The 20125-nt window shown below is 66.1% G+C and carries 20 protein-coding genes; 9 read left to right on the top strand and 11 right to left on the bottom strand.

Annotation, left to right across the window (positions count from 1 at the left end):
* Positions 1–8: 8 nt before the first annotated feature.
* Positions 9–869, top strand: coding sequence for a methylenetetrahydrofolate reductase (locus N2L00_RS03635; protein WP_255863528.1), 861 nt, complete (start codon positions 9–11; stop codon positions 867–869).
* Positions 870–871: 2 nt separating this feature from the next.
* Here the strand turns inward: N2L00_RS03635 and N2L00_RS03630 are convergent, their stop codons facing one another.
* Positions 872–1855 (bottom strand): ABC transporter substrate-binding protein, encoded by a 984-nt coding sequence (locus tag N2L00_RS03630; protein WP_255863529.1) that lies wholly within the window; start codon positions 1853–1855, stop codon positions 872–874.
* Between the two features lie 302 nt (positions 1856–2157).
* Between N2L00_RS03630 and N2L00_RS03625 the strand changes: the two genes are divergently transcribed.
* Positions 2158–3564 (top strand): aminomethyl transferase family protein, encoded by a 1407-nt coding sequence (locus tag N2L00_RS03625; protein ID WP_255863530.1) that lies wholly within the window; start codon positions 2158–2160, stop codon positions 3562–3564.
* 218 nt (positions 3565–3782) lie between these two features.
* Positions 3783–4892: an alpha/beta hydrolase gene (locus N2L00_RS03620; protein ID WP_255863531.1), complete on the top strand. Its 1110-nt coding sequence runs from the start codon at positions 3783–3785 to the stop codon at positions 4890–4892.
* Between the two features lie 13 nt (positions 4893–4905).
* Here the strand turns inward: N2L00_RS03620 and N2L00_RS03615 are convergent, their stop codons facing one another.
* The 3 genes from N2L00_RS03615 to N2L00_RS03605 are packed head-to-tail and all read right to left on the bottom strand — an operon-like array spanning position 4906 to position 7843.
* Complete coding sequence (locus N2L00_RS03615) at positions 4906–5526, bottom strand: lactate utilization protein C (RefSeq protein WP_255863532.1); 621 nt, start codon at positions 5524–5526, stop codon at positions 4906–4908.
* Complete coding sequence (locus N2L00_RS03610; protein ID WP_255863533.1) at positions 5523–7022, bottom strand: LutB/LldF family L-lactate oxidation iron-sulfur protein; 1500 nt, start codon at positions 7020–7022, stop codon at positions 5523–5525. Before N2L00_RS03610 ends, N2L00_RS03615 begins: the two co-directional genes overlap by 4 nt.
* Positions 7019–7843 carry a (Fe-S)-binding protein gene (locus N2L00_RS03605; protein WP_255863534.1) on the bottom strand — a complete coding sequence of 275 codons (825 nt, stop codon included), beginning with the start codon at positions 7841–7843 and terminating at the stop codon, positions 7019–7021. Before N2L00_RS03605 ends, N2L00_RS03610 begins: the two co-directional genes overlap by 4 nt.
* A gap of 168 nt (positions 7844–8011) precedes the next feature.
* On the opposite strand from N2L00_RS03605, the gene N2L00_RS03600 reads away from it, so the two are divergent.
* Entirely contained in the window at positions 8012–8374 is a 363-nt protein-coding gene (locus N2L00_RS03600; RefSeq protein WP_255863535.1) for a hypothetical protein, read from the top strand.
* Here N2L00_RS03600 and N2L00_RS03595 read toward each other — a convergent pair.
* From N2L00_RS03595 to N2L00_RS03580, 4 genes are all read right to left on the bottom strand, one after another.
* Entirely contained in the window at positions 8371–9750 is a 1380-nt protein-coding gene (locus tag N2L00_RS03595) for an MFS transporter (protein ID WP_255863536.1), read from the bottom strand. The genes N2L00_RS03600 and N2L00_RS03595 overlap by 4 nt on opposite strands.
* A gap of 118 nt (positions 9751–9868) precedes the next feature.
* Positions 9869–10258, bottom strand: coding sequence for a VOC family protein (locus tag N2L00_RS03590; RefSeq protein WP_255766868.1), 390 nt, complete (start codon positions 10256–10258; stop codon positions 9869–9871).
* Between the two features lie 110 nt (positions 10259–10368).
* Positions 10369–11778, bottom strand: coding sequence for an aminomethyl transferase family protein (locus tag N2L00_RS03585; protein ID WP_255863537.1), 1410 nt, complete (start codon positions 11776–11778; stop codon positions 10369–10371).
* Positions 11779–11799: 21 nt separating this feature from the next.
* Positions 11800–13287, bottom strand: coding sequence for an aldehyde dehydrogenase family protein (locus N2L00_RS03580; protein WP_255863538.1), 1488 nt, complete (start codon positions 13285–13287; stop codon positions 11800–11802).
* A 189-nt stretch (positions 13288–13476) separates the two neighbouring features.
* On the opposite strand from N2L00_RS03580, the gene N2L00_RS03575 reads away from it, so the two are divergent.
* From N2L00_RS03575 to N2L00_RS03560, 4 genes are read left to right on the top strand one after another with little or no spacing between them, the layout of a single operon-like run.
* Complete coding sequence (locus N2L00_RS03575; RefSeq protein WP_255863539.1) at positions 13477–14367, top strand: aldo/keto reductase; 891 nt, start codon at positions 13477–13479, stop codon at positions 14365–14367.
* A 44-nt stretch (positions 14368–14411) separates the two neighbouring features.
* Positions 14412–15113 (top strand): type 1 glutamine amidotransferase domain-containing protein, encoded by a 702-nt coding sequence (locus tag N2L00_RS03570; protein ID WP_255766864.1) that lies wholly within the window; start codon positions 14412–14414, stop codon positions 15111–15113.
* Positions 15114–15116: 3 nt separating this feature from the next.
* Positions 15117–15962 (top strand): SDR family oxidoreductase, encoded by an 846-nt coding sequence (locus N2L00_RS03565; RefSeq protein ID WP_255863540.1) that lies wholly within the window; start codon positions 15117–15119, stop codon positions 15960–15962.
* 33 nt (positions 15963–15995) lie between these two features.
* Positions 15996–17315, top strand: coding sequence for a Bcr/CflA family efflux MFS transporter (locus tag N2L00_RS03560; protein ID WP_255863541.1), 1320 nt, complete (start codon positions 15996–15998; stop codon positions 17313–17315).
* A gap of 37 nt (positions 17316–17352) precedes the next feature.
* On the opposite strand, the gene N2L00_RS03555 is transcribed toward N2L00_RS03560, so the two are convergent.
* Positions 17353–17808: a DUF3817 domain-containing protein gene (locus tag N2L00_RS03555; protein ID WP_255766861.1), complete on the bottom strand. Its 456-nt coding sequence runs from the start codon at positions 17806–17808 to the stop codon at positions 17353–17355.
* Positions 17809–18060: 252 nt separating this feature from the next.
* Positions 18061–18963: a DUF5996 family protein gene (locus tag N2L00_RS03550; protein WP_255863542.1), complete on the bottom strand. Its 903-nt coding sequence runs from the start codon at positions 18961–18963 to the stop codon at positions 18061–18063.
* A 66-nt stretch (positions 18964–19029) separates the two neighbouring features.
* Here N2L00_RS03550 and N2L00_RS03545 point away from each other — a divergent pair, with 66 nt between their 5' ends.
* Positions 19030–19530 carry a VOC family protein gene (locus N2L00_RS03545; RefSeq protein ID WP_308219751.1) on the top strand — a complete coding sequence of 167 codons (501 nt, stop codon included), beginning with the start codon at positions 19030–19032 and terminating at the stop codon, positions 19528–19530.
* A gap of 52 nt (positions 19531–19582) precedes the next feature.
* Here the strand turns inward: N2L00_RS03545 and N2L00_RS03540 are convergent, their stop codons facing one another.
* The gene (locus tag N2L00_RS03540) at positions 19583–19873 is read right to left on the bottom strand and encodes a DUF6966 domain-containing protein (protein ID WP_255863544.1); all 291 of its coding nucleotides are present in this window, start codon (positions 19871–19873) and stop codon (positions 19583–19585) included.
* Positions 19874–20125 lie beyond the last annotated feature (252 nt).

Below are 20125 nucleotides of genomic sequence, written 5' to 3'. Positions count from 1 at the left end.
TAACGCGCATGACTCCGGACCCCGCTGAAACGCCTTCCGCCCCCGCGCAGCTACTCGCGGATTTTTCGCTTGAGATGACCGGGAAGGACATTGGCGCGCTCCAGGAAGCGCAGCCTTCCATTCCCTCGGGGACGCGGATCAACGTCACGTTCCTGGGTAATGAGGACCTCCCGATGCGCGTCGCCGCCGCTGCGGCCGTCCGGGCCGGCGGATTCGTTCCCGTTCCGCATATTTCCGCGCGGCGGCTGGAATCCCGGGAAGACCTCGGCAAGTTCCTGGTGGCACTCGAGGAAGCGGACGCAACGCGTGAGCTTTTTGTGGTCGGCGGAGACCCGGTGTCCCCGCTCGGCCCCTTTCCGGACGCATTGTCCGTGATCCGCAGCGGACTGCTGCCCGGGCACGGTGTCCGGGCAGTGAGCATCAGCGGCTATCCCGAGGGTCATCCGGACATTGGTACCGACACCCTCTGGACCGCCCTGGAAGACAAGATCCAGGCGCTGGACGAGACCGGTTTGGACGCTTCGATCACCACGCAGTTCGGCTTCGACGTGGCTCCTGTCCTTGCCTGGCTGGAGGAACTCCGCAGCCGCGGAGTGAGTGCACCCGTCCGGATCGGCGTCCCCGGACCCGCCGGCGTGAAGCGCCTCCTCGGTTACGCCCGCCGGTTCGGGGTTTCCTCCTCGGCCGGGATCGCCCACAAGTACGGGTTTTCCCTGACCAATCTGCTGGGTACGGCAGGCCCGGACCGGTTCATCCAGGACCTGGCCGAGGCTCTTTCACCCGCAGTCCACGGTGATGTCCGGCTGCACTTCTACACCTTCGGCGGGATCAAGGCTACGGCGGATTGGGTACACGGGTACCGCCGCTGAACTCACCCGGACCGCGGCAGGAGCTCTTCCAAATTAGGTTCCTCCTCGATCAGTCCGCGGTCGAGCGAGATGCGCATGACCTCCTCCAGCGAATCCTGGTTGATCTCGCCGTAGTACCTGGGCAGGGTCAACTCCTCGATGACGTCGGGTTCCAGCGAGGTGTAGCTCGGCAGGACGGCGCGTACCTCGTCAGGATTCTGATCGGCATATTCCAGCGAAGCCGTCATGGCACGGACAAACTTCTCCACGGTCTCCGGGTTCTCCTGCGCGTACTGGTCCGAGGTGAAATAAACGGCCACGGTGAGGTCCTTGATGGGCTCCGCGTAGTTCGAGAACACCGGAACGGCGCCCTGCGCCTCGGTGATGGTCACAAAGGGTTCCACTGCGGCAATCGCGTCCACGTTGCCGCCGTCGAGCTGGGCCGGCATGTCGGGAAACTGCATCTCGACAAACTCGATGCTCTCGTAGTCACCGCCGGCCTGCTTCACTGCTTCGGAAATGGTGGAGTCTGAAATGTTGTTCAGCGTATTCACGCCCACCCGCTTGCCGGCCAGGTCCTCGATCTCCTCGATCCCGCTGCCGGGAAGCGTCATCACCGACGCGAAATCCGCATCGACGTCGCCGGTGGTGCTGGCGCCCGGTGCCACCATCTGGAGCGGCAGGCCCTTGGACTTGCCCACGATCATGGAGGTTACGTTGGAGAAGCCGAACGCCATCTGTCCCGAGGTGACTGCCGGGACAATCGCCGCGCCGCCCTGCGCAAGCGTCAGGGTCAGTTCCAGGCCTTCGTCCTCGAAGAATCCCTGCTCCACCCCCAGGTAGATCGGCGCCACGTCCACAATGGGAATGACCCCCACTTCTATGGACACCAGGTCCTCGCTGGCTCCGGTTTCGTTTTCGGTCTCGGACGACGGCGAACCTCCGCCGCATCCCGTAAGGCCCATTAGGCCCGCTGCCAGGACCGCAGCAACACCGGTTTTCCTCATCGTGCCCTCCAGTTTTCACTAGCCGGAGGCAAGCCAGGTCCCGGCCGCCCTGTCGGTAGCTGCACCCTAGCCGTGTTTAGCCTGCTCGGCCAGCGAGGTATTCGGCGGGCCGGGGAACCCTGCCGCCGGGGGCTCCGGGTGGCGACTCTCGACAGCACTCGAAGATGGCCCTAGGGTCAGGTCAATCCGTGCTGCTTCTCCGCGGGTGGGCGAGGGACGGCAAGAGGATTCCGTGGTCCGCCGGCGGAGGCGCGGCTTGCGGAGAAAAGCGTTCCATTATCCCAGCGAAGAAGAGGTTCAACGTGGCACCTAAGAATCTGCAGGACGTCCTGGATTCGAGCGGAAATGTTGTGGATCGTCTCCGTAATTCCCAGATCGGGGCGTACATCTATCCCGTCGTGGCGCCGGAGTTCAGCAACTGGCGCAGCGAACAGCGGGCCTGGCGGGAGACGGCCGTGCTGTTTGACCAGTCCCACCATATGGACAACTTGTTCATCAAGGGCCCGGACGCCCTGAAACTGATCTCCGACACCGCGGTCAACAGCGTGGCGAATTTTCCGGTCAACAAGGCGAAACAGTATGTTCCCACCGGCCCGTCAGGCCATGTGATCGGTGACGGCATCCTCTTCCACGAGGACGACGACGAATACATCTACGTGGGACGCGCGCCTGCGGCAAACTGGCTGCTGTTCAACGCAGAAACCGGGGACTATGACCTCGAGGTGCAGGTCGACCGGCGTTCCCCCTCACGGCCGATGGGCCGTCCGGTATCCCGACGCTACTGGCGGTTCCAGATCCAGGGCCCCAATGCCTGGCAGATCATCGAGAAGCTGAACGGCTCCTCGGTGGAGCAGCTGAAATTCTTCAACATGGACCATATGACGGTTGCGGGCGAACGGGTTCGGACGCTTCGCCACGGCATGGCCGGAGCTCCGGGGCTGGAGATCTGGGGCGATTACGGGTCCTACGAGAAAGTGCGGGACACCATCATGGACGTCGGCGCGGAGTACGGGATGGCCGCCGTCGGCGCCCGCGCCTATCCGTCCAATACGCTCGAGTCCGGCTGGATCCCTTCTCCGCTGCCGGCCATCTACACGGGTGAGGAGCTGCGGCCGTACAGGGAGTGGCTGGGAGCGGACAGCTACGAAGCTTCCAACGCCATTGCAGGCAGCTTTGTCAGCCCGAACATCGAGGACTACTACCTGACCCCGTGGGAATTGGGCTACGGGTCCTTCGTGAAGTTCGACCACGACTTCATTGGCCGGGAGGCCCTGGAACAGATGGACCCGTCGGCACAGCGCCGCAAAGTGACGCTGGATTGGAACGCCGAAGACCTGGGGAAGATCCTGGCCTCTCCGTTGGGCACGGAGGAACCCTACAAGCACTTTGACCTTCCGCTGGCCAACTACGGATCCTCCAACTACGACTCGGTCATCGATGCGGACGGGAACGTAGTGGGCCTCTCCATGTTCACCGGGTACTCGGCGAACGAGCGCCGCGGCCTCTCGCTGGCAACGGTGGATCCGTCGGTGCCCCTGGGTGCCGAACTCCGGGTGGTCTGGGGCGAGCCCGACGGCGGCAGCGCCAAGACAACGGTGGAACCGCACCGGCAGCTTGATGTGCGCGCAACCGTGAGTCCGGTGCCGTTCTCCGAAACGGTCCGCAAGGAGTACAAGGGCGGCTGGCGGACGGGGAACAGCCCGGCCTGAGAAGTGACGCGCCGGGCGCTGCAGATGCCGGGGACCTTACGGAACCCGCTGCAGCGTCCGGCACGCCTGGGCACGCTGCCCGGAATCCGGACAGCGCGTCCCCGCAGTGCCGTCCAACACCACCGGCCATGAGATTCCTCGCAGCTGCCGGCCCTGAGCCGCTCAATGGCGCGGAACCCGCCGAAAGGGGCCGGATTCCGGGGATTTAACTTAAGGGGATGAAGCTCTCCTCGCTTACTGCGGCGGGGCTCCTGGCCGGGGCGGTCGCCGCTGCCGGTATCAGTGCCGCTGCCGTGCTGCAGCGGGGTCCCCGGCCGGCTGCACTGCTCATTCGCGGGGTTTTCGCCGGTGCAGGCAAGGTCCCGGTGAAGAAGGTCCTTCCCCATATCCCCCGGTTCACAGTGACCAGACACCGGGACCTGCGTTATCTGGGGTCCGCCGGCAAACCCTCCCTTGACCTGTTCCTTCCCGACGATCCGGCCCGGAAACCGCTCCCGGTGGTGATGTGGATCCACGGCGGTGCATGGATTTCCGGCTCCAAGGAAGATGTGGCGCCGTATCTCAAGGTCCTCGCCGGATACGGTTACGCCGTATTGGGGGTTGGGTATTCGATCTCACCCGAAGCCGTCTATCCGACCGCGGTGAAAGAGCTCAACACTGCGTTGGGCTTCATCCGCGAACGCGCGGACCGTTACGGGTTGGATCCCGACCGGATTGTGCTGGCCGGCGATTCCGCCGGCGCTCAGCTGGCCGCACAGCTGGCCTTGGTCATCACCAACCCGGAGTACGCCCGGGACACAGGGGTTATTCCGGCGGCGGGCCCCGGGCAGCTGTGCGGAATCGTGTTGAACTGCGGAGTCTTCGATCTGGAATCCGTGGCCCGCATGGCCGGGCCGGTGGGCTGGGGACTCCGGAAAGCCCTGTGGGCCTACACTGGGTCCAGGAACTGGGCAGCCACCCCTGCCGCAGACCACATGTGCATCCCGAAACACGTGGATCACCGCTTTCCGCCCACCTATATTTCCGGTGGAAACGGCGACAACCTGACCCGGGAGCAGTCGATGCCCCTGGCAGACCGGCTCCAGGACCTTGGGGTGCCCGTACGCCGCAGGTTCTGGCCAAAGGAGTACAAGCCAAGGCTGGGACACGAGTATCAGTTCCAGCTGCACCGCCCCGAAGCGATGGAATCGCTGCACTCGACGGTTGCCTTCCTGGCGGACGTGACGGGCGTATCCGCCCTGCCCGGGCAGCCGCCGCAGAAGGTGATTTCCCGGGGCAAGGACCTCCTGGAGGACCTGTCCCGCACGAAGGGGCTGCTTGCCGCCTAGCCGGGCTGCAAGGTCAGGTCCGGATGATCACCACGTCCAGTCGCCGCGGCCCGTGCACGCCTTCCACCCGCTGCAGTTCGATGTCGCTGGTGGCACTCGGACCGCTGATCCAGGTCAGCGGATGGGTGACGTCCAGGCGCCGCACCGCTTCGGGAAGCACACCCGCGATGTCCCGGGCCCGGACCAGGCACACGTGGTGGTCCGGAACCAGTGAACACGCCCGCCGGCCCTGCCCCGGGCTGCCGTCCAGGATAATGGTGCCGGTTTCCGCCACCGCCGCCGCGCAGCCGGTCACTACCGCGTCAATGCCGTCCAGCTCCTCCACGCTCAGCGGCTCCTCCGGTGAATCCACCACCCGTCCCGGGGCCAGCGCCGTCCAGCGTTCATCGAGTCCCGCGGGAACCACATAGGAAGTCTCCCCTGCGAGCAATTCGGCCACCCGGGCGGGCACGGATGCCTCATCCACCACGCTGACGCCGGCCTTGTAATCCAACAGCCGGTCGCTGAGCAGTTCGATGAGTTCGTCCTCGTTCATGCCGGAGTTGTGCCGGTACTTCCGTGGGATTTCCGGTGCTTCCGGGGCATCGTGGAGGGCGGACCGCAGCCGGTCCAGGATTTCCGTACGGGCGCTCATGCTTGCTCTTTCGACGCAGTGTCTTCGTGCTCTTTGGCCCACCAGTCCCGGAAGGACTGCGCAGGCGGAGCCGGAATGTCGCGGCTCCTGGTCCACCCGGCTGCGAGGCCGGGAAGCTTCTTGATTTTCCTATCCGGTCCGGCCGCCAGCTTTCCCAACGGCAGGGCCTTCTCCACCAGGGCCATCCGCCGCCCCGAGCCCATCATCCAGGACGCTGCCTTCATGGCAACGTCCATCTGCCCCGGCACCTTCTTCGTCCCGCGGCGGCTCTGAACATCCTCGGAGCGCAGGTGCACCAGGATTTCCGGAATGTTGATCTTCACCGGACACGCGTCGTAGCAGGCGCCGCAGAGCGAGGAGGCGTACGGCAGCGACGCGTTCTCTTCGGAGGTGATCCCGGTCAGCAGCGGCGAAAGGATCGCCCCGATAGGTCCGGGGTAGGTGGAGCCGTAGGCGTGCCCGCCGGTGCGCTCGTACACCGGGCAGACGTTCATGCAGGCGCTGCAGCGGATGCAATGCAGGGCAGAACGCCCTCGCTCATCCGCGAGCGCCGCGCTGCGCCCGTTGTCCAGCAGCACCAGATGCACATTCTGCGGCCCGTCGCCTGCCGTGACTCCGGTCCAGAGGGAGGTGTAGGGGTTCATCCGCTCCCCCGTGGAGGAACGGGGCAGCAGCTGCATAAACACCTCCAGGTCCGTCCACGAGGGCAGCAGCTTCTCCACCCCCATCACGGTGATCAGCGTTTCCGGCAGGGTCAGGCACATCCGGCCGTTGCCTTCGGATTCGACGACGGCGAGCGTGCCCGTATCGGCCAGGGCAAAGTTCGCGCCGGAGATGGCCACCTTCGCGGAAAGGAACTTCCGGCGCAGGTGCAGCCGCGCCGCTTCGGCCAGCCGGGCCGGGGTGTCGGTGAGTTCCGGATCAACATCCGGCATCTCGCGCAGGAAGATGTCCCGGATCTGGCTGCGGTTCTTGTGGATGGCCGGCACCAGGATGTGGCTGGGCTTGTCATGGTCCAGCTGGACAATCAGCTCCGCCAGATCGGTTTCGAACGCGGAAATGCCGTGCTCTTCGAGGTATTCGTTGAGGCCTATTTCCTGGGTGGCCATGGATTTGACCTTGACCACTTCGTCCGCGCCGGCGTCGCGGATCAGGTCCCGCACTATTTCGTTGGCTTCCGCGGCGTCCCGCGCCCAGTGGATGACGCCGCCGCGTGCGGTGAAGTTCCCCTCGAACTGCTCAAGCAGTTCGGGCAGCCGCGCCATGACAGCGGCCTTAGTGGCACTGCCGGCTTCGCGCAGTTCCTCCCAGTCCGGCAGTTCGGCCACCACGCGCAGCCGCTTGTCCCGGATGGTGTGGGTGGCGTGGCCGAGGTTGGCACGCAGCTGCGCGTTGTCCAGTTCCCGCCGCGCTGCGACCGGAAAGGGCTCAGTGGTGTGCAGGTTGCCGCTGCCGAAAACCGGAACCGCCGGCATGCCCAGATACGTGGAACTCATTGTCCGGCCTTTCCCGTGAGGCGAGCGGTGCTCCGGGCCCTGTCCTGCCCGGCACCCGGCGGCGGTGCCGGGTGGTCGTGCGTGCTGGCGAGGATCTCCGCGAAGTGCAGGGTTGTGATGCTGCTGCCTTCGCGGGAGAGGCCCCCGCCGATGTGCATGAGGCAGGAGGCGTCGCCGCCGGTACAGAGTTCCGCGCCGGTGGCAGCGATGTTCGCGTTTTTGTCCGCCAGCATGGCCGCGGAGACGTCCGCGTTCTTGAGCGAGAACGTTCCGCCGAAGCCGCAGCATTGGTCCGCTTCGGGCAGCGGTTCCAGTTCCAGGCCTTCCACTGTGCGCAGCAGGTTCGCCTGCCGGTCCCCCAGCCGCAGCAGCCGCATGCCGTGGCAGCTGGGGTGGTAGGTGATCCGGTGCGGATACCAGGAGCCCAGCTGCGCGGCGGCGTCCGTCACGCCCAGGACATCGGTCAGCAGGGCGGAGAGTTCGTAGGTCCGTGCGCCGACGGCGGCGGCCCGGGATTCGAGGTCCGGATCGCCCACGGATCGGGCCAGCATTGCGTGCTGGTGTTTCACCGAGGCAACGCAGGAGCCCGACGGCGCCACGGCGACGTCGTACTCCTCTGCCTCAAAAGCCTCCACGTGGTTGCGGACCACGGGCACCGCTTCCGGGAAGTACCCGGAGTTGAGGTGCATCTGCCCGCAGCAGGCCTGGCCGGCCGGGAACACGACGTCGTGCCCCAGCCGTTCCAGGATGGAGACCGTGGCACGGGCCGTGGATGGATACATGGCGTCCACAATGCAGGTGGCGAACAAAGCAATCTTCATGGCTGCCTTTCAGCGGAAGTGCGGCGCTGCACATCCTCGGGTGGAACCATCTTTCAATATAACTCCGTCGATTGATATGCCTGCTGCGGGTGAAGTTCGCGATCGGTCCCCAGCACCCTCCCTCCCGGCCTCCCGCAGGGCAATCACCGCTGCGCTATTCTCTGTTGCATGACGAACATGGGGAATGCAAAAACAATCAGTCTCGACATAACCTCCAAGCGCGCCCGCGGCCGGGGCGAACTGGTGATCTCCGCACCTGTGGCTGCCCTGCCGCCCGCCGTCGAGCGGGCCGCACACCGGTTACCCAAGATGACCCTCACCGGGGTGTGGCAGGAACGGGCCGAGTTTTCGGTCGGAATGACCTGGAAGTCCTACGGATCCAACATTGTGCTCTCCTTTGAACCGGTCGACGCCGGCACCACGCGCGTGGTGGCCACGAGTACACCGGCGGTTCCCACCACATTGATGGACTGGGGCCAGGGCAAAGCGGACCTGGCCGAGCTCCTGAACGCCGTAGCCGCCGAGCTCTAGGACCGCGCGGACCGGGGCGATGCCAGCCGCCCCGAAAGGGCCAGCGCCGCGGCGGCCAGGCCCGCGGCGCTGGCAAAGGCGCCGATGAACGCACCCAGCGGCGCCACCGGCAGCATCAGGGCAAAAGCCACGGTGCCCAGAGCCAGCCACAGCGACTGCACCAGGTTGTCGTTGACCTGCAGGGAAGAACTGTTGGTGCCTTCCTCCCCCTCGGCGGAAAAGTCCAGCATCAGTACCGACAGGGTGGGAAACGCCATCCCGATGCCGGCACCCGCAACTGCCCAGCCCAGCACGGGCAGCAGGATACTCACCTGGGGATCCACGCTCCATGCCGCCGCACCGATGCCTACGGCCAGGAAGAGTGCCCCCAAACGGACCCTCGCCACCTTGTTCGCCAGGACCGCCAGATTGGCCGCGGCCAGCGATCCGGCGAACCAGGCCACTGCCGAGACGGTCAGCAGCAGCCCGGCCTGCGTAGGCGTGAACCCCCGGTGCACGGACAGTGCCAGGGGCAGATAGGCCTCCGCCCCGATAAAGGCAGCTCCGATGAAACCGCGCAGCAGGATGGTTGCCGGCAAGCCGCGGCCCAGGGTCCAGGTCCGTCGCGGCAGCAGCCGCGGGCCGGACAGGAGCACCAGGGCGGCACAGGCTGCAGCCGGCAGCAGTGCCCATCCCGTGGCGTCACCTCCGGTCAGCCCGATGCCAAGCACGCCCCCGGCCGCAAGGACTGCCCATGCAGTGCGCACATAATCCGGACGCCAGGCTTTACTCCCCGGCAGCTTCCGGAGCACCGGCGCCAGGCCTGCGTAGGCGGCCACGGCGAACAGCGGCGCCACTCCGAAAACCGACCGCCACCCCAGCAGGTCATTCAGCCATCCGGCAAGGGCCGGTCCCACCAGCGCGGGAAACACCCAGCCGCTGCTGAGCACGGTGAAGGCCTTGGCCCGCAGGGACTGCGGGTAGGCGCGGGCAATGACCACGTACATTGCCACTCCCGCCAGTCCTGCCCCCAGTCCCTGCAGCGACCGGCCAAGGACCAGCATCACCATGGACGGCGCCAGTGCTGCGGCGACAATGCCCACGGAAAACAGGACGACGCCGGTCCGCAGCGCCGGGGCGGGTCCCCGCGCGTCGGTCCAGCCGCCGGCCAGCGCAATGGTGACGACGGCGGTGGCCATCGGCGCACCGAAGGCCAGGCCGTAGAGGGACAGCCCGTCCAGCTCCCGTGCAACCACCGGCATGACCGTGCCCACGGCGAGGGATTCGAAGGCAAACAGGAAGGCAAGGGTAAAGAGCCCTACATTGGTCGGGAGGTAACGGCGGGACCAGAAACCGGTGCGGCCGCGCCCGGTGTTGACCTTGTGTTCGGCCTGCAAAGTAATGCTCCTTGAGGATGTTGATTCCGGATGTGCTGCTCGAAGTCAACAAGCTCAAGTGCGGTTGAGGTCAAGCGCGGCAGGTGTCAGCGCCTGCCGGACAGCGGGCAGGCCTGCGCTACAGCTGTGACGGCAGGGTGGGCGGGATCTCCGGCATTTCCTGCAGCGACCACTGATTGCCATCCGGATCGCTGAAGTAAACGAACGTTCCCCAGTCCAGCGGGGTGATCTCGCTGGCGGCCACGCCGTGGTCCACGAGGTGCTGCCGGGCATCGGCCGCGCTGGGAACCACCACCTGGATGCGCTGGGTACCGGGGACCATGTCGGTGGTGCCGGGACCGATCACCACCGAGCAGGCAGACCCGGGCGGAGTCAGCTGCACAAAGCGCAGGCTTTCATCGATGCGTTCGTCGTGGTCGGCGTTGAAACCCACCTGGTTTACGTAGAAGTTCTTGGAGGCGTCGACGTCGGACACCGGCACGGGCACTAGTTCAATTTTCCAGTCCATGGCCTTCACGCTAGGGCCGCCGACGACGGCGTGGAACGGTGCTGCGGACAGCTTCTGTCCTCGTCCGGCAGGCTAGTCCGGACCGCAGCTGTCCGTCGCACCGGTACCGGCTAGACCCTCGCCGCTTTCCGCCAGCCGCCGTCCGTGTACGTTCGGCGGACCACTTCGGAGTACGGCACCGGGCTGACATCCACGCCGACGTTGTATTGCCGGTGCGGTTCCACCGACGATTTCCGGGTCCCGCCGTCCGGTTCGCCCCAGACCACCGACAGCCGCGACCCGATCTCCACGTCCCGGTCCACCACGGCCAGCGATAGCGGACGCTTCTCATTCCAGCTGTAACCGGTGAACATGGAAATGCCCACCACCCGGCCCGAGTCGTCCAGAACCGTGTCGAAATTCGAGGCACCGTAGTTGGCATTGGGCAGGTCGAAGAACTTGTAGGGCAGTTCCTCTTGTTGGTACATCGAGGCGTGGATGGTTGCCACGTCGTCGCCGTCCCAGGCCAGCGTGACCTTCCGGCGCTGGGCCTGCGGGTCCATGGCCTCCAGCGCGTCCCGGCCGATGAAGTCGTGATCGAACTTGATGAAGGAGCCGTAGCCCAGTTCCCAGGGGGTGGTGTAGTACCCCTCGACTGAGTCCGGCACATAGGACCCGGCCACGGCGGAGTGAGCTTCGAAGCTGTCGGCGCCCAGCCAGCGGCGGTAGCCTGCCAGCTGCTCCCCGCTGTAAATGCCGGGCAGGGGTGACGGGATCCACCCGGATTCGAGGGTGTTGCAGGAGTAGGCGCGCGCGCCGGCAGGTTCAAGCCCGAACTCCGCGCCGGCGCTGAGGATGGTGTCCCGGATCCGGTCGTAGTCCTCGTACGGACCCCAGAGTTCCAGGCCGGGCGCTCCCGCCATGCCGTGGCGCAGGGTCCGTACCCGGGTTCCGCCCACGTTCATATGGGACATGCTGAAGAATTTCAGCTGCTCCAGCGGGCCGCCGTTGACTTTCTCGATGACGTCCCAGGCGCGGGGTCCCTGGATCTGCAGCCGCCAGTAGTCCCGGAATACGGGTTTGCCCATGGGGCGTGACGGCGAGCGCCGGTCGGTCTTCAGCTCGACGTCGAATCCGCCTTGCTCCGCGTTGTAGAGCAGCCAGTTCACGGCAGGCGAGCGGCCGACAAAGACGAATTCAGTCTCATCTTCCCGAAACAGGATTCCGTCCCCGATGACGTGCCCGTAGGGGGTGACCGGAACATATTGCTTGGCCCGGCCGACGGGAAAGTTCGCCATCGAGTTGATGGCGGTATCGGACATCAGCTGCAGGGCTCCGGGCCCGGAGATGCTCAGGTTGTCCATGTGGTGGGACTGGTCAAACAGCACTGCCGATTCGCGCCAGGACCGGACCTCGTTGCGCCAGTTGGTGAACTCGGCAGCGACGACCGGGTAAACGTAGGCGCCCACCTGCACATTGCGCAGGTAATCCACGGCGTTTCCGGACGCGTCCAGAACCTCCTGCAGGGAATTCGGGGACATATTCGGTTCCTTTCGTGGGCCTCAGTGGGCAGCCGCGGCTGCAACTTCGTCAAGGTGGGCAATGGATCGGGTGTCCTGGAAAGCCCGGACGCCTTGGATTCCCTGTTCACGGCCCATACCGGACTGCTTCATGCCGCCGAACGGGGCGCGAAGGTCCAGACGGGTTGCTCCGTGGTCGTTGACCCACACGTAGCCGCAGGCCAGGCGCGAACCGACTGCGTTGGCCCTTGCCGGATCCTCGGTCCAGACCGAGCCGCAGAGCCCCGCCCAGCTGTCGTTCGCCCAGGTAACGGCTTCGTCTTCGGAATCAAACGGAATGATTGGAATCACGGGCCCGAACTGCTCCTCGGTGACCACGCGCAGTTCCGGCGGCGGATCAAGGACCAGCGCCGGGCGCAGGAAGTTGCCGTCCCGCAGGTCCGGATCCCCGGGAAGGGTGCCGAACCGGCGGACCTCGGCGCCGGCAGCCTCTGCCTCTTGGATCAGGTCTTCCACGAAGGCCTTCTGCGCCGGCGAATGCAGCGGCCCCATGGTCGTTCCTTCGTCGAGGCCGTAGCCGATGACGGCGTTTTCCAGCCGGGCGGACAGTCCCTGCACCAGTTCGTCGATGCGGGAGCGGTGAACGTAGATCCGCTTGGCGTTCATGCAGATCTGGCCCGTTGTATCGAAGACCGCGGCATGCAGCCGGTCCAGCCGGGTGTCATCCAGCAGTGCATCGTCCAGGATGATGGCCGCATCGTTTCCACCGAGCTCGAGGGTGACCCGGGTCAGTGACCCGGAGGCCATTTCCATAATCCGTTTGCCGCCGTTGACGCTGCCGGTGAAACAGACCTTGGCAACGTCGTCGTTCCGGATCAGGCCGGACATGTCGCTGTCCCGGCCGGTGACGACGTTCAGCACTCCCGGCGGCAGTTTCTCGGCCACGCGCTGCACAATCCGGGTGGTTGCCAGCGGCGCGGTGGGCGGCGGTTTAACGATGGCGGTGTTCCCCGCCAGCAGGGCGTGGGGCAGGGATGCGCCGAGGATTGCGACCGGCCAGTTGAAGGGCACAATCACGGTCACCACGCCCAGCGGCTGATAGGACACGGTGGTGGTGACGGGAATGCCCGGCGCCGGTTCGAGGATCGCGTCGCTGTCCACCTGATCGGCCAGGGACAGGGCAAGCTGCCAGCGGAGCTCGAAAACGAGGGCGTCCACCCAGCTCTCCATAACGATCTTGCCGTTCTCCCGGGACAGGATGGCCGCGTCCTCATCCCGCAGGTCGGCTATGCCTGCAATCGCGTCGGCCATCTGCTCCGCCCGTTCCTGCGCGGACAGCGCAGACCAGGCGGGAAAGGCCGCCTTCGCGGCGCTGACGGCGTCTGCCACGTCCTCCGGGGTTGCAGCCGCTGCGTGGCCTGCCACCTGCCCGGGCCTGGCAGGATCCGCGACAGCCAGGGTTTCCTGCGTCCTCCGGGGCTCGCCGTTGATGTACAGCCCGGTCACCACCTGGGCGGAAGTCTTCGTCATCGCCAACACCTCTCTGTGTTGCTGCTGCTGCTGCTGCATCCGCCGGCCGGAAGCTTCGAATGCCCTGCCACGGTGGGTACAAGGTAGCCCACAGCGGGGGTCCGGACAACAGGGTCCGAAAGGGGGCCGCCGGCACCTAAGTAAGGATGCTGAGGAATAAACCCGGCGACGGGCCTTGTTGACGCCTACATGACTGATACGACGGAAACCTCTCCCGCCCTGTCCCCCACCATCGACCTCAAGGACCTCGGCATTGTCCACCGCCTTGGCTTCGGCGCCATGCGGATTGTGGGACCCGGTGTCTGGGGCGAGCCGGAAAGCCGCGGAACCGCCGTCGACGTGGTGCGCCGCGCCGTCGAGTTGGGCGTCGACTTCATTGACACCGCAGACTCCTACGGACCGAACATCAGCGAAGAAATCATCGCCGAGGCGCTCTACCCCTACCCGGACGGCGTCCGCATCGCCACCAAGGTCGGCTTCGTCCGCACCGGCCCGGACGTCTGGGTACCGGTGGGCCGCCCCGAATACCTGCGCCAGCAGACCGAACTCGCGCTGCGCAAGCTGCGGGTCGATTCCCTGGACCTGCTGCAGCTGCACCGCATCGACCCCAAGGTCGATCCCGAAGAGCAGTTCGCCGTCCTGCGCGACCTCCAGCAGGAGGGCAAGGTGAAGGCGCTCGGCCTGTCCCAGGTCTCCGTTGCCGAGCTGGAAGCCGCGTCGAAGTTCTTCACCGTCTCCACCGTGCAGAACCGCTACAACCTCACCGACCGTTCCTCCGAGGACGTGCTGAAGTACGCCGAGGACAACGGCATCGGCTTCATTCCGTGGGCCCCGATCTCCGCCGGCGAGCTGGCCCGGCCGGGCGGTCCCGTGGACGAAGCAGCGAAGCGCTTGAACGCCAGCACCTCGCAGGTTGCCCTGGCCTGGCTGCTGCGCCGCTCCCCGGTCATGATGCCGATCCCGGGCACAGGCTCCATCGAGCACCTCGAGGACAACCTGGGTGCCGCAGACATCTCACTCGACGACGCCACCTTCGCTGAGCTGGACGCCGCCGGCGCCGCCGCAGCACCGGCCAAGTAACAACACTTTCCGCTTTTCCCGCCAAGCAAAGGAGAAAAGAACGCATGGCAAATATCCTGATGGTTGTATCCGCAGCAGACTCCCTCACCATGAAGGACGGCAGCGAACACCCCACCGGCTACTGGGCCGAGGAACTGGTTGAATCCCACCGCGTGCTGCGCGAAGCCGGACACACCGTCCGCATCGCCACCCCCGGCGGCATGAAGCCCACCGTGGACCAGGTCAGCCTGGCTCCCGAATCCGCCGGCAGCCCGGAAAAGGCCGCTGCCTTCACCCAGTACATTGCCTACATTGACGCCGAGCTCTCCTCGCCGCTGGTGCTCGCCGACGCTGACATGTCAGAGTACGACGCCGTGGTCATGCCGGGCGGGCACGGCCCCATGGCGGACCTGGCCTTCGACAAGGACATGGGCCGGATCCTCATCGCGGCCGATGCCGCGGGCAAGATCATTGCCCCGTTCTGCCACGGCCCGGCCGGCCTGCTGGCCGCCGAAACCGAGGACGGCGAATTCATCTTCTCCGGCCGCAAGCTCACCGTCTTCACGGACGAGGAAGAGCTTAACGGCGGCACCGGGGAGAACACCCCCTGGTTCGTGGAGGAAGTGCTGCGGAACAAGGGCGCCGTGATCGAAACCGGTCCCGCCTGGACCAGCTACGTGGTCCGCGACCGGAACCTGATTTCCGGCCAGAACCCCCAGTCCAGCGAGGATGTGGCCAAGGCCGTCATCTCCGCCCTGGCTGAGTAGAACATGACGGTCCTGATCGCCGGCTGCGGCGATCTGGGCACGGAGGCCGGCCTGCGGTTCGCTGCGGCCGGCTTTTCCGTGCTCGGCTGGCGGCGCTCCCCGGAGAAACTGCCGAAGGAGATCACCGGGCAGACCGTGGATCTGGCAGGCGACCTGCCGCGCATTCCGGCGGACACCGACGTCGTCGTCATTGCGGTGGCCGCCGATCAGCGGACCGAGGAGGCCTACCGTGCCGCCTACGTCACCGGCACCGCCAACGTCCTGGACGCGCTGGAGCGCGACGGCGTGGAGCCGCGCCGCATCCTGTTCGTTTCCTCCACAGCGGTGTACGGGGATGCCGACGGCGGCGAGGTGGACGAGGAAACCCCGGCCCGCCCGGCGTCGGCCACCGGGGCCGTCATCCTTGAGGCCGAACAGCTGCTGCATGCCCGCCGCCCCGACGCGGTGGTGCTGCGGCTTTCCGGCATCTACGGGCCGGGACGCACCCGGCTGATCGACTCCGTGAGCGCCGGAACCGCCGTCGTACCTGCCGGCACGCAGCTGACCAACCGGATCCACCGGGACGACGCAGCCGCGGCCATCGTGCACCTGGCCACCCGGGTTTTCCATCCCGCGCCGCTGTATGTTGGAGTGGATATGGAGCCGGTGGAGCTGGCCGAAGTGCTCGGGTTCCTGGCTGCCGAGCTCGGCCGCGAGCTGCCGCCGGCGGGCGACACCTCCAGCAGCCGCGGCGGCAACCGCAGGCTGAGCAACCGGCGCCTGCGCGGAACGGGATTCGACTTCGCCTACCCCACGTACCGGGAAGGCTACCGCGCCGTGCTGGCCGGTGCCGGCGTACGCCATCCATAGAATTTAGGAACCACAACCGCACCAGGAGTGCCTGTGAGCGATACCCCGCCCAAAAACGGAACACGAAACCGCACCGCAACCCGCACGAGCATCAAATACATCCTGATGCTCGGCGCCCTGGCCGCGCTTCCGGCAGTGACCACGGACATGTACCTGCCCGCCCTGCCGGAGGTGGCCGAGGACCTGCACACCAGCGCCGCCGCCGCGCAGTTCACGCTCTCGGGCACCCTGCTCGGTGCCGCCGTCGGGCAGCTGGTCATCGGACCGTTCTCGGACCGCTTCGGGCGAAGGCTGCCGCTGATCATCGGCATTGCCCTGCACGTGGTGGTTTCGCTGCTGTGCTTCCTGGCTCCCAACATCGGCGCGCTGATTGTGCTGCGCCTGCTGCAGGGCTTCTTCAACGCCGCCGCCGGCGTGGTGGCCCTCGCCGTGGTCCGTGACCGGTTCACCGGCTCCTCCGCCGCCGCGATGCTCTCCCGGCTGATGCTGATCATCGGCCTGGCCCCGCTGCTGGCCCCCAGCATCGGGCAGGCCGTTTCAGGCCTGTGGAACTGGCGGGCGGTGTTCCTGGCGCTGGCGCTGATCGGTGTTGTGCTCGGAGCGATCGTGCTGAAGTGGATGCCCGAAACGCTGCCGCCGGAACGGCGCCGGACCAAGGGCGGAGCCAGCACCTTCAGCGGTTTCCGGGTCCTTTTGAAGGACCGGCAGTTCCTGGCGCTGGCCACCATTCCCGGCCTGGGCATGGCAGTGATCATGAGCTACGTGGTGGGTTCGCCGTTCGTCTTCCAGGACGAATACGGCCTCAGCCCGGCACAGTACGCCGCAGTGTTCGCGATCAACGGCGTCGGCATGGTCATCTCCGCGCAGCTCAACGCGTGGCTCGTGGGCCGCTACTCCCCCATGGGGATCCTGCGCCTGGCCGTGGTCCTGCTGCTGGGGCTGACCGTCCTGCTGCCGGTGATTGTGCTGACCGGCTTCGGCGGCGCCGCCGGCCTGACCGCCGGATTGTGGCTGGTCCTGGCGATGCACGGCTTCATCGCTTCGAACTCCTCCATACTCGCCCTGAACGACTACGGGCATATGGCCGGAAGTGCCGCGGCACTGATCGGTGCCCTCCAGGTGGGCCTGGCCGGGATCATCAGCCCGCTGGTCGGCATTCTCGGAGGCGGGGCGATGGCCATGGTTTCGGTGATCATCGGCTGTGCCGCCCTGATTGTCCTTATTCTGGCCACGGCGACGACGGCGTACCGCGGCGGCGGCTCCAACCGTCCGGGCCGGCGTCGGCTGCGTTCCGGTGCCGCTGAGCCCGCGGCCCCGTCTGAGCCGGGCGCCCCGCTGGCCACGGAGTCCTAGGGCTTACCCCAGCTGAACGGGCGGGCCAGCGGAACGGTTACCCCAGCTGAACGGGCGGGCCGAGGTAGAGCAGGACGCTGAAGACCACGGCCACGGCAACCAGGGCCACGATCCCGGCGGCGATCGGCCGGCGCAGCACCAGGGCGGCAATCCGGTCCACGCCGTTGGTGGGCTCTTCGCCGCCGGGGGCCATCCGCCAGCCGCCCTTCAGCATGCCGCGGCGGTCCACCGACTTCTCGAAGGGAATGGTGGCCCACGGGATCACCGTGGTGGCCAGGCCGAGGATGCCGGTGCGGGCCGGCCATTTCTGGTTGGCCCAGACAAAGAGGGTGACCACGCCGTAGGACAGGAAGACGAAGCCGTGCAGGCCGCCGAAGATGGGCGTGAGCGCTTCAAAATCCAGCACGTACTTGGCGAACATGCCGATCAGGAGCAGGGTCCAGGTCACGGCTTCGGCCAGGGCGAGGGTGCGGAACAGTTTGCGGGGTGACATCGAGGGATCCGCCTTCATTTCGGGTTTACCAACAGTATGTCAGCATGCCAGCGGGTGGCGCGAATCTGCTCCTGGGCCCGGGACCGCCGTCGATGCCCGGCCACAGAAAAGGCTGCCGCGACACGATGCCCCGGGGTTCGGGGTCGTGTCACGGCAGCCTCCTGCCGAAGCCGGACCGGTCAGGCGTGCGCTTTTTCGAGCTGCTAGCGCGTGGCGTAAGAGGTCTGGGTGCCGCGACGCCGGGCTCTACCGTCAGTAGGCCAGCGGTTCGGTGATCCAGTCGATGTCGTCCCACGGATCCAGCCGTTGCACTATGTCGAAGCTCGTTCGGCAGAAGTCCACCACGGCCTGCTGCGGATCGTCATAACTGAAGGCGTCCTTGAGCGTGAGGATGAACTCGCTGGACCGAGTGAGGAATTCTGCCTTGGCCGGAGCCAGCATGGTCCCGTAGCTGCCGATGTTGGAGAGGAACGGATAAGGCATCACGTAAAACGCGGGTTCGGTGGAGGACGGGTCGCCGGGCCAGAAGCCGAACTCGCAGAACCGTTCATCAAAGCAGTTCACGGCGATCACGCCGTTTCCGGGGTAGGGCTCCGACTGTCCGCTGAAGATGGTTCCGGAAAGGTCCATGGTGCCGAACCAGTACGACGGTGCGAAGACCTTTCCGCGCACCGGCCCGAGGAACTGCCCAAGGCTTCGGTGGGCAAAGTGCAGGTTGTCCAGGAAAAGTTCCACCGCGTGCTTGTCATAAGTGGAGTGCTTGGTATCGGCGTCGAAAGGCACAGGATCGTAGAATTCCTGCGGGTCGGTGTTGATGACCGTGGGCGCCTCGATGAATTCCAGCGCCCCCATCAGTTGACGGTAGAAGTCCGCCACGCTGAGGCCGTCGGTGAGTTCAATCCGGGTGCGGATGTAGTTGCTGTTCTGCACGTCCACATGATGCTGGCGCAGGTTGAAGTAAATCTCGAAGTTCGTATCGGGTCCCGGCATGATGCCGGTCCCGATGCCCTGGACGGTGAGGGGCATCCGTACGTGGCCCCATTCCGGTTCTGGGTAGCTGCGCTCCAGTTTCACCTTGCCCGCCACCTGCAGGTAGAGGTGCAGGGTGTCGGCGGTGGCCTGCCAGTCCGGGTAGTTCAGGAAGTTCTTGTCCATGGGAAGCGCCTTCGGTCGGGGGCTCGGTGGCGGTGGCTCAGGTGGCTCGGTGGCGGACGCTCGGTGGTGGACGGCGAACGTGCTGCTCCCAGTCTGGAACCCGCCCCGGAGCCGGTCAACGGCACCTTCTGGCACAATCAGGTCCGTTACTGCAATCAGTCGGGACTCGGGGGATTCATGCGGCTGCACCATGTACAGGTTTCAATACCCACGGGCGGGGAGGACCAGGCCCGGCGGTTTTACGGTGAGGCACTGGGACTGACTGAGGTGGACAAGCCGCCGTCGCTCGCCGGCCGGGGAGGCTGCTGGTTCCGGGCGTTCGACGGCGAGGACGTCGTCGCGGAGATTCATCTGGGAGTGGACTCCCCCTTTGTTCCTGCCAGGAAGGCGCACCCTGCCCTGCTGCTGGATTCTGCTAATGCACTCGAGGAACTGGGAGCCAGGCTCTCGCGGCACGGCTTCGAAGTCTCCTGGGCTGACCGGCACACGTTCGAGGGTTACGAGCGTTTCCATTGCAGGGACCCGTTCGGGAACCGGGTGGAAATCCTTTCCCCGCCTGCGGGCTGATCCTGCCGGGGTACCGGGTGCAGGGTGGTCCGACGGTTCGGGGCGGGCCTGTCTAGTCAAACGCGAAAGTGCGCGCACGGACCAAAGGCACGCGCAGCTTGGTGACCGCGCCAGCCATGGCCTCGGTGCCGACGTCCGCAAAGGAGCCCATCCCTCCGTACAGGCGCAGGCAGTCAGCGGCCCTCTCCCGCAGGTCGGAGACTTCGGTAATGCCGGCAAACATGTGCTCAATCCGGTTTGCCACCCCGCTCCGCCACTCGTCGTCGTCCACCCTCGCTGCGGCTCGGACGGCAGAAGCGGCCGAAAGGATTTCATCGCGGACGTCTTCAACACTTTGCGGCATAGCTGGGCGGCTCTCTCTCCGGTGTATCGGTCCCGCTGACCTTAGCCATGATCAGGGGGGCCGTCGAACCTGGGTGCTGGGATGTCGGTGCTGAGAGGCGTTGGGGGGCGTTCGGGGCTCCCCCGGCGGACCCTTCCGGAGCCAGGTTCCCGGGGTAGGTAGTGCTGCAGAAAAGACAGGTATTTTCGATTTCCGGGGAGGCCAGTTAGGGGCTGGTTTGGGCCCGGAAATGTCAGTGCCGGATGAAATCCT

The organism is Arthrobacter sp. zg-Y1171, from assembly GCF_025244845.1.
Classification (GTDB): domain Bacteria; phylum Actinomycetota; class Actinomycetes; order Actinomycetales; family Micrococcaceae; genus Arthrobacter_B.
This window is presented reverse-complemented; position numbering and strand designations above follow the sequence as displayed.

Bases quoted from the DNA above. Each gene is read 5' to 3' on its own strand.
- N2L00_RS03635 (WP_255863528.1), top strand. From the start codon at position 9: ATGACTCCGGACCCCGCTGAAACGCCTTCCGCCCCCGCGCAGCTACTC.
- N2L00_RS03630 (WP_255863529.1), bottom strand. From the start codon at position 1,855: ATGAGGAAAACCGGTGTTGCTGCGGTCCTGGCAGCGGGCCTAATGGGC.
- N2L00_RS03620 (WP_255863531.1), top strand. From the start codon at position 3,783: ATGAAGCTCTCCTCGCTTACTGCGGCGGGGCTCCTGGCCGGGGCGGTC.
- N2L00_RS03615 (WP_255863532.1), bottom strand. From the start codon at position 5,526: ATGAGCGCCCGTACGGAAATCCTGGACCGGCTGCGGTCCGCCCTCCAC.
- N2L00_RS03610 (WP_255863533.1), bottom strand. From the start codon at position 7,022: ATGAGTTCCACGTATCTGGGCATGCCGGCGGTTCCGGTTTTCGGCAGC.
- N2L00_RS03605 (WP_255863534.1), bottom strand. From the start codon at position 7,843: ATGAAGATTGCTTTGTTCGCCACCTGCATTGTGGACGCCATGTATCCA.
- N2L00_RS03600 (WP_255863535.1), top strand. From the start codon at position 8,012: ATGACGAACATGGGGAATGCAAAAACAATCAGTCTCGACATAACCTCC.
- N2L00_RS03590 (WP_255766868.1), bottom strand. From the start codon at position 10,258: ATGGACTGGAAAATTGAACTAGTGCCCGTGCCGGTGTCCGACGTCGAC.
- N2L00_RS03585 (WP_255863537.1), bottom strand. From the start codon at position 11,778: ATGTCCCCGAATTCCCTGCAGGAGGTTCTGGACGCGTCCGGAAACGCC.
- N2L00_RS03580 (WP_255863538.1), bottom strand. From the start codon at position 13,287: ATGACGAAGACTTCCGCCCAGGTGGTGACCGGGCTGTACATCAACGGC.
- N2L00_RS03575 (WP_255863539.1), top strand. From the start codon at position 13,477: ATGACTGATACGACGGAAACCTCTCCCGCCCTGTCCCCCACCATCGAC.
- N2L00_RS03570 (WP_255766864.1), top strand. From the start codon at position 14,412: ATGGCAAATATCCTGATGGTTGTATCCGCAGCAGACTCCCTCACCATG.
- N2L00_RS03565 (WP_255863540.1), top strand. From the start codon at position 15,117: ATGACGGTCCTGATCGCCGGCTGCGGCGATCTGGGCACGGAGGCCGGC.
- N2L00_RS03555 (WP_255766861.1), bottom strand. From the start codon at position 17,808: ATGTCACCCCGCAAACTGTTCCGCACCCTCGCCCTGGCCGAAGCCGTG.
- N2L00_RS03550 (WP_255863542.1), bottom strand. From the start codon at position 18,963: ATGGACAAGAACTTCCTGAACTACCCGGACTGGCAGGCCACCGCCGAC.
- N2L00_RS03540 (WP_255863544.1), bottom strand. From the start codon at position 19,873: ATGCCGCAAAGTGTTGAAGACGTCCGCGATGAAATCCTTTCGGCCGCT.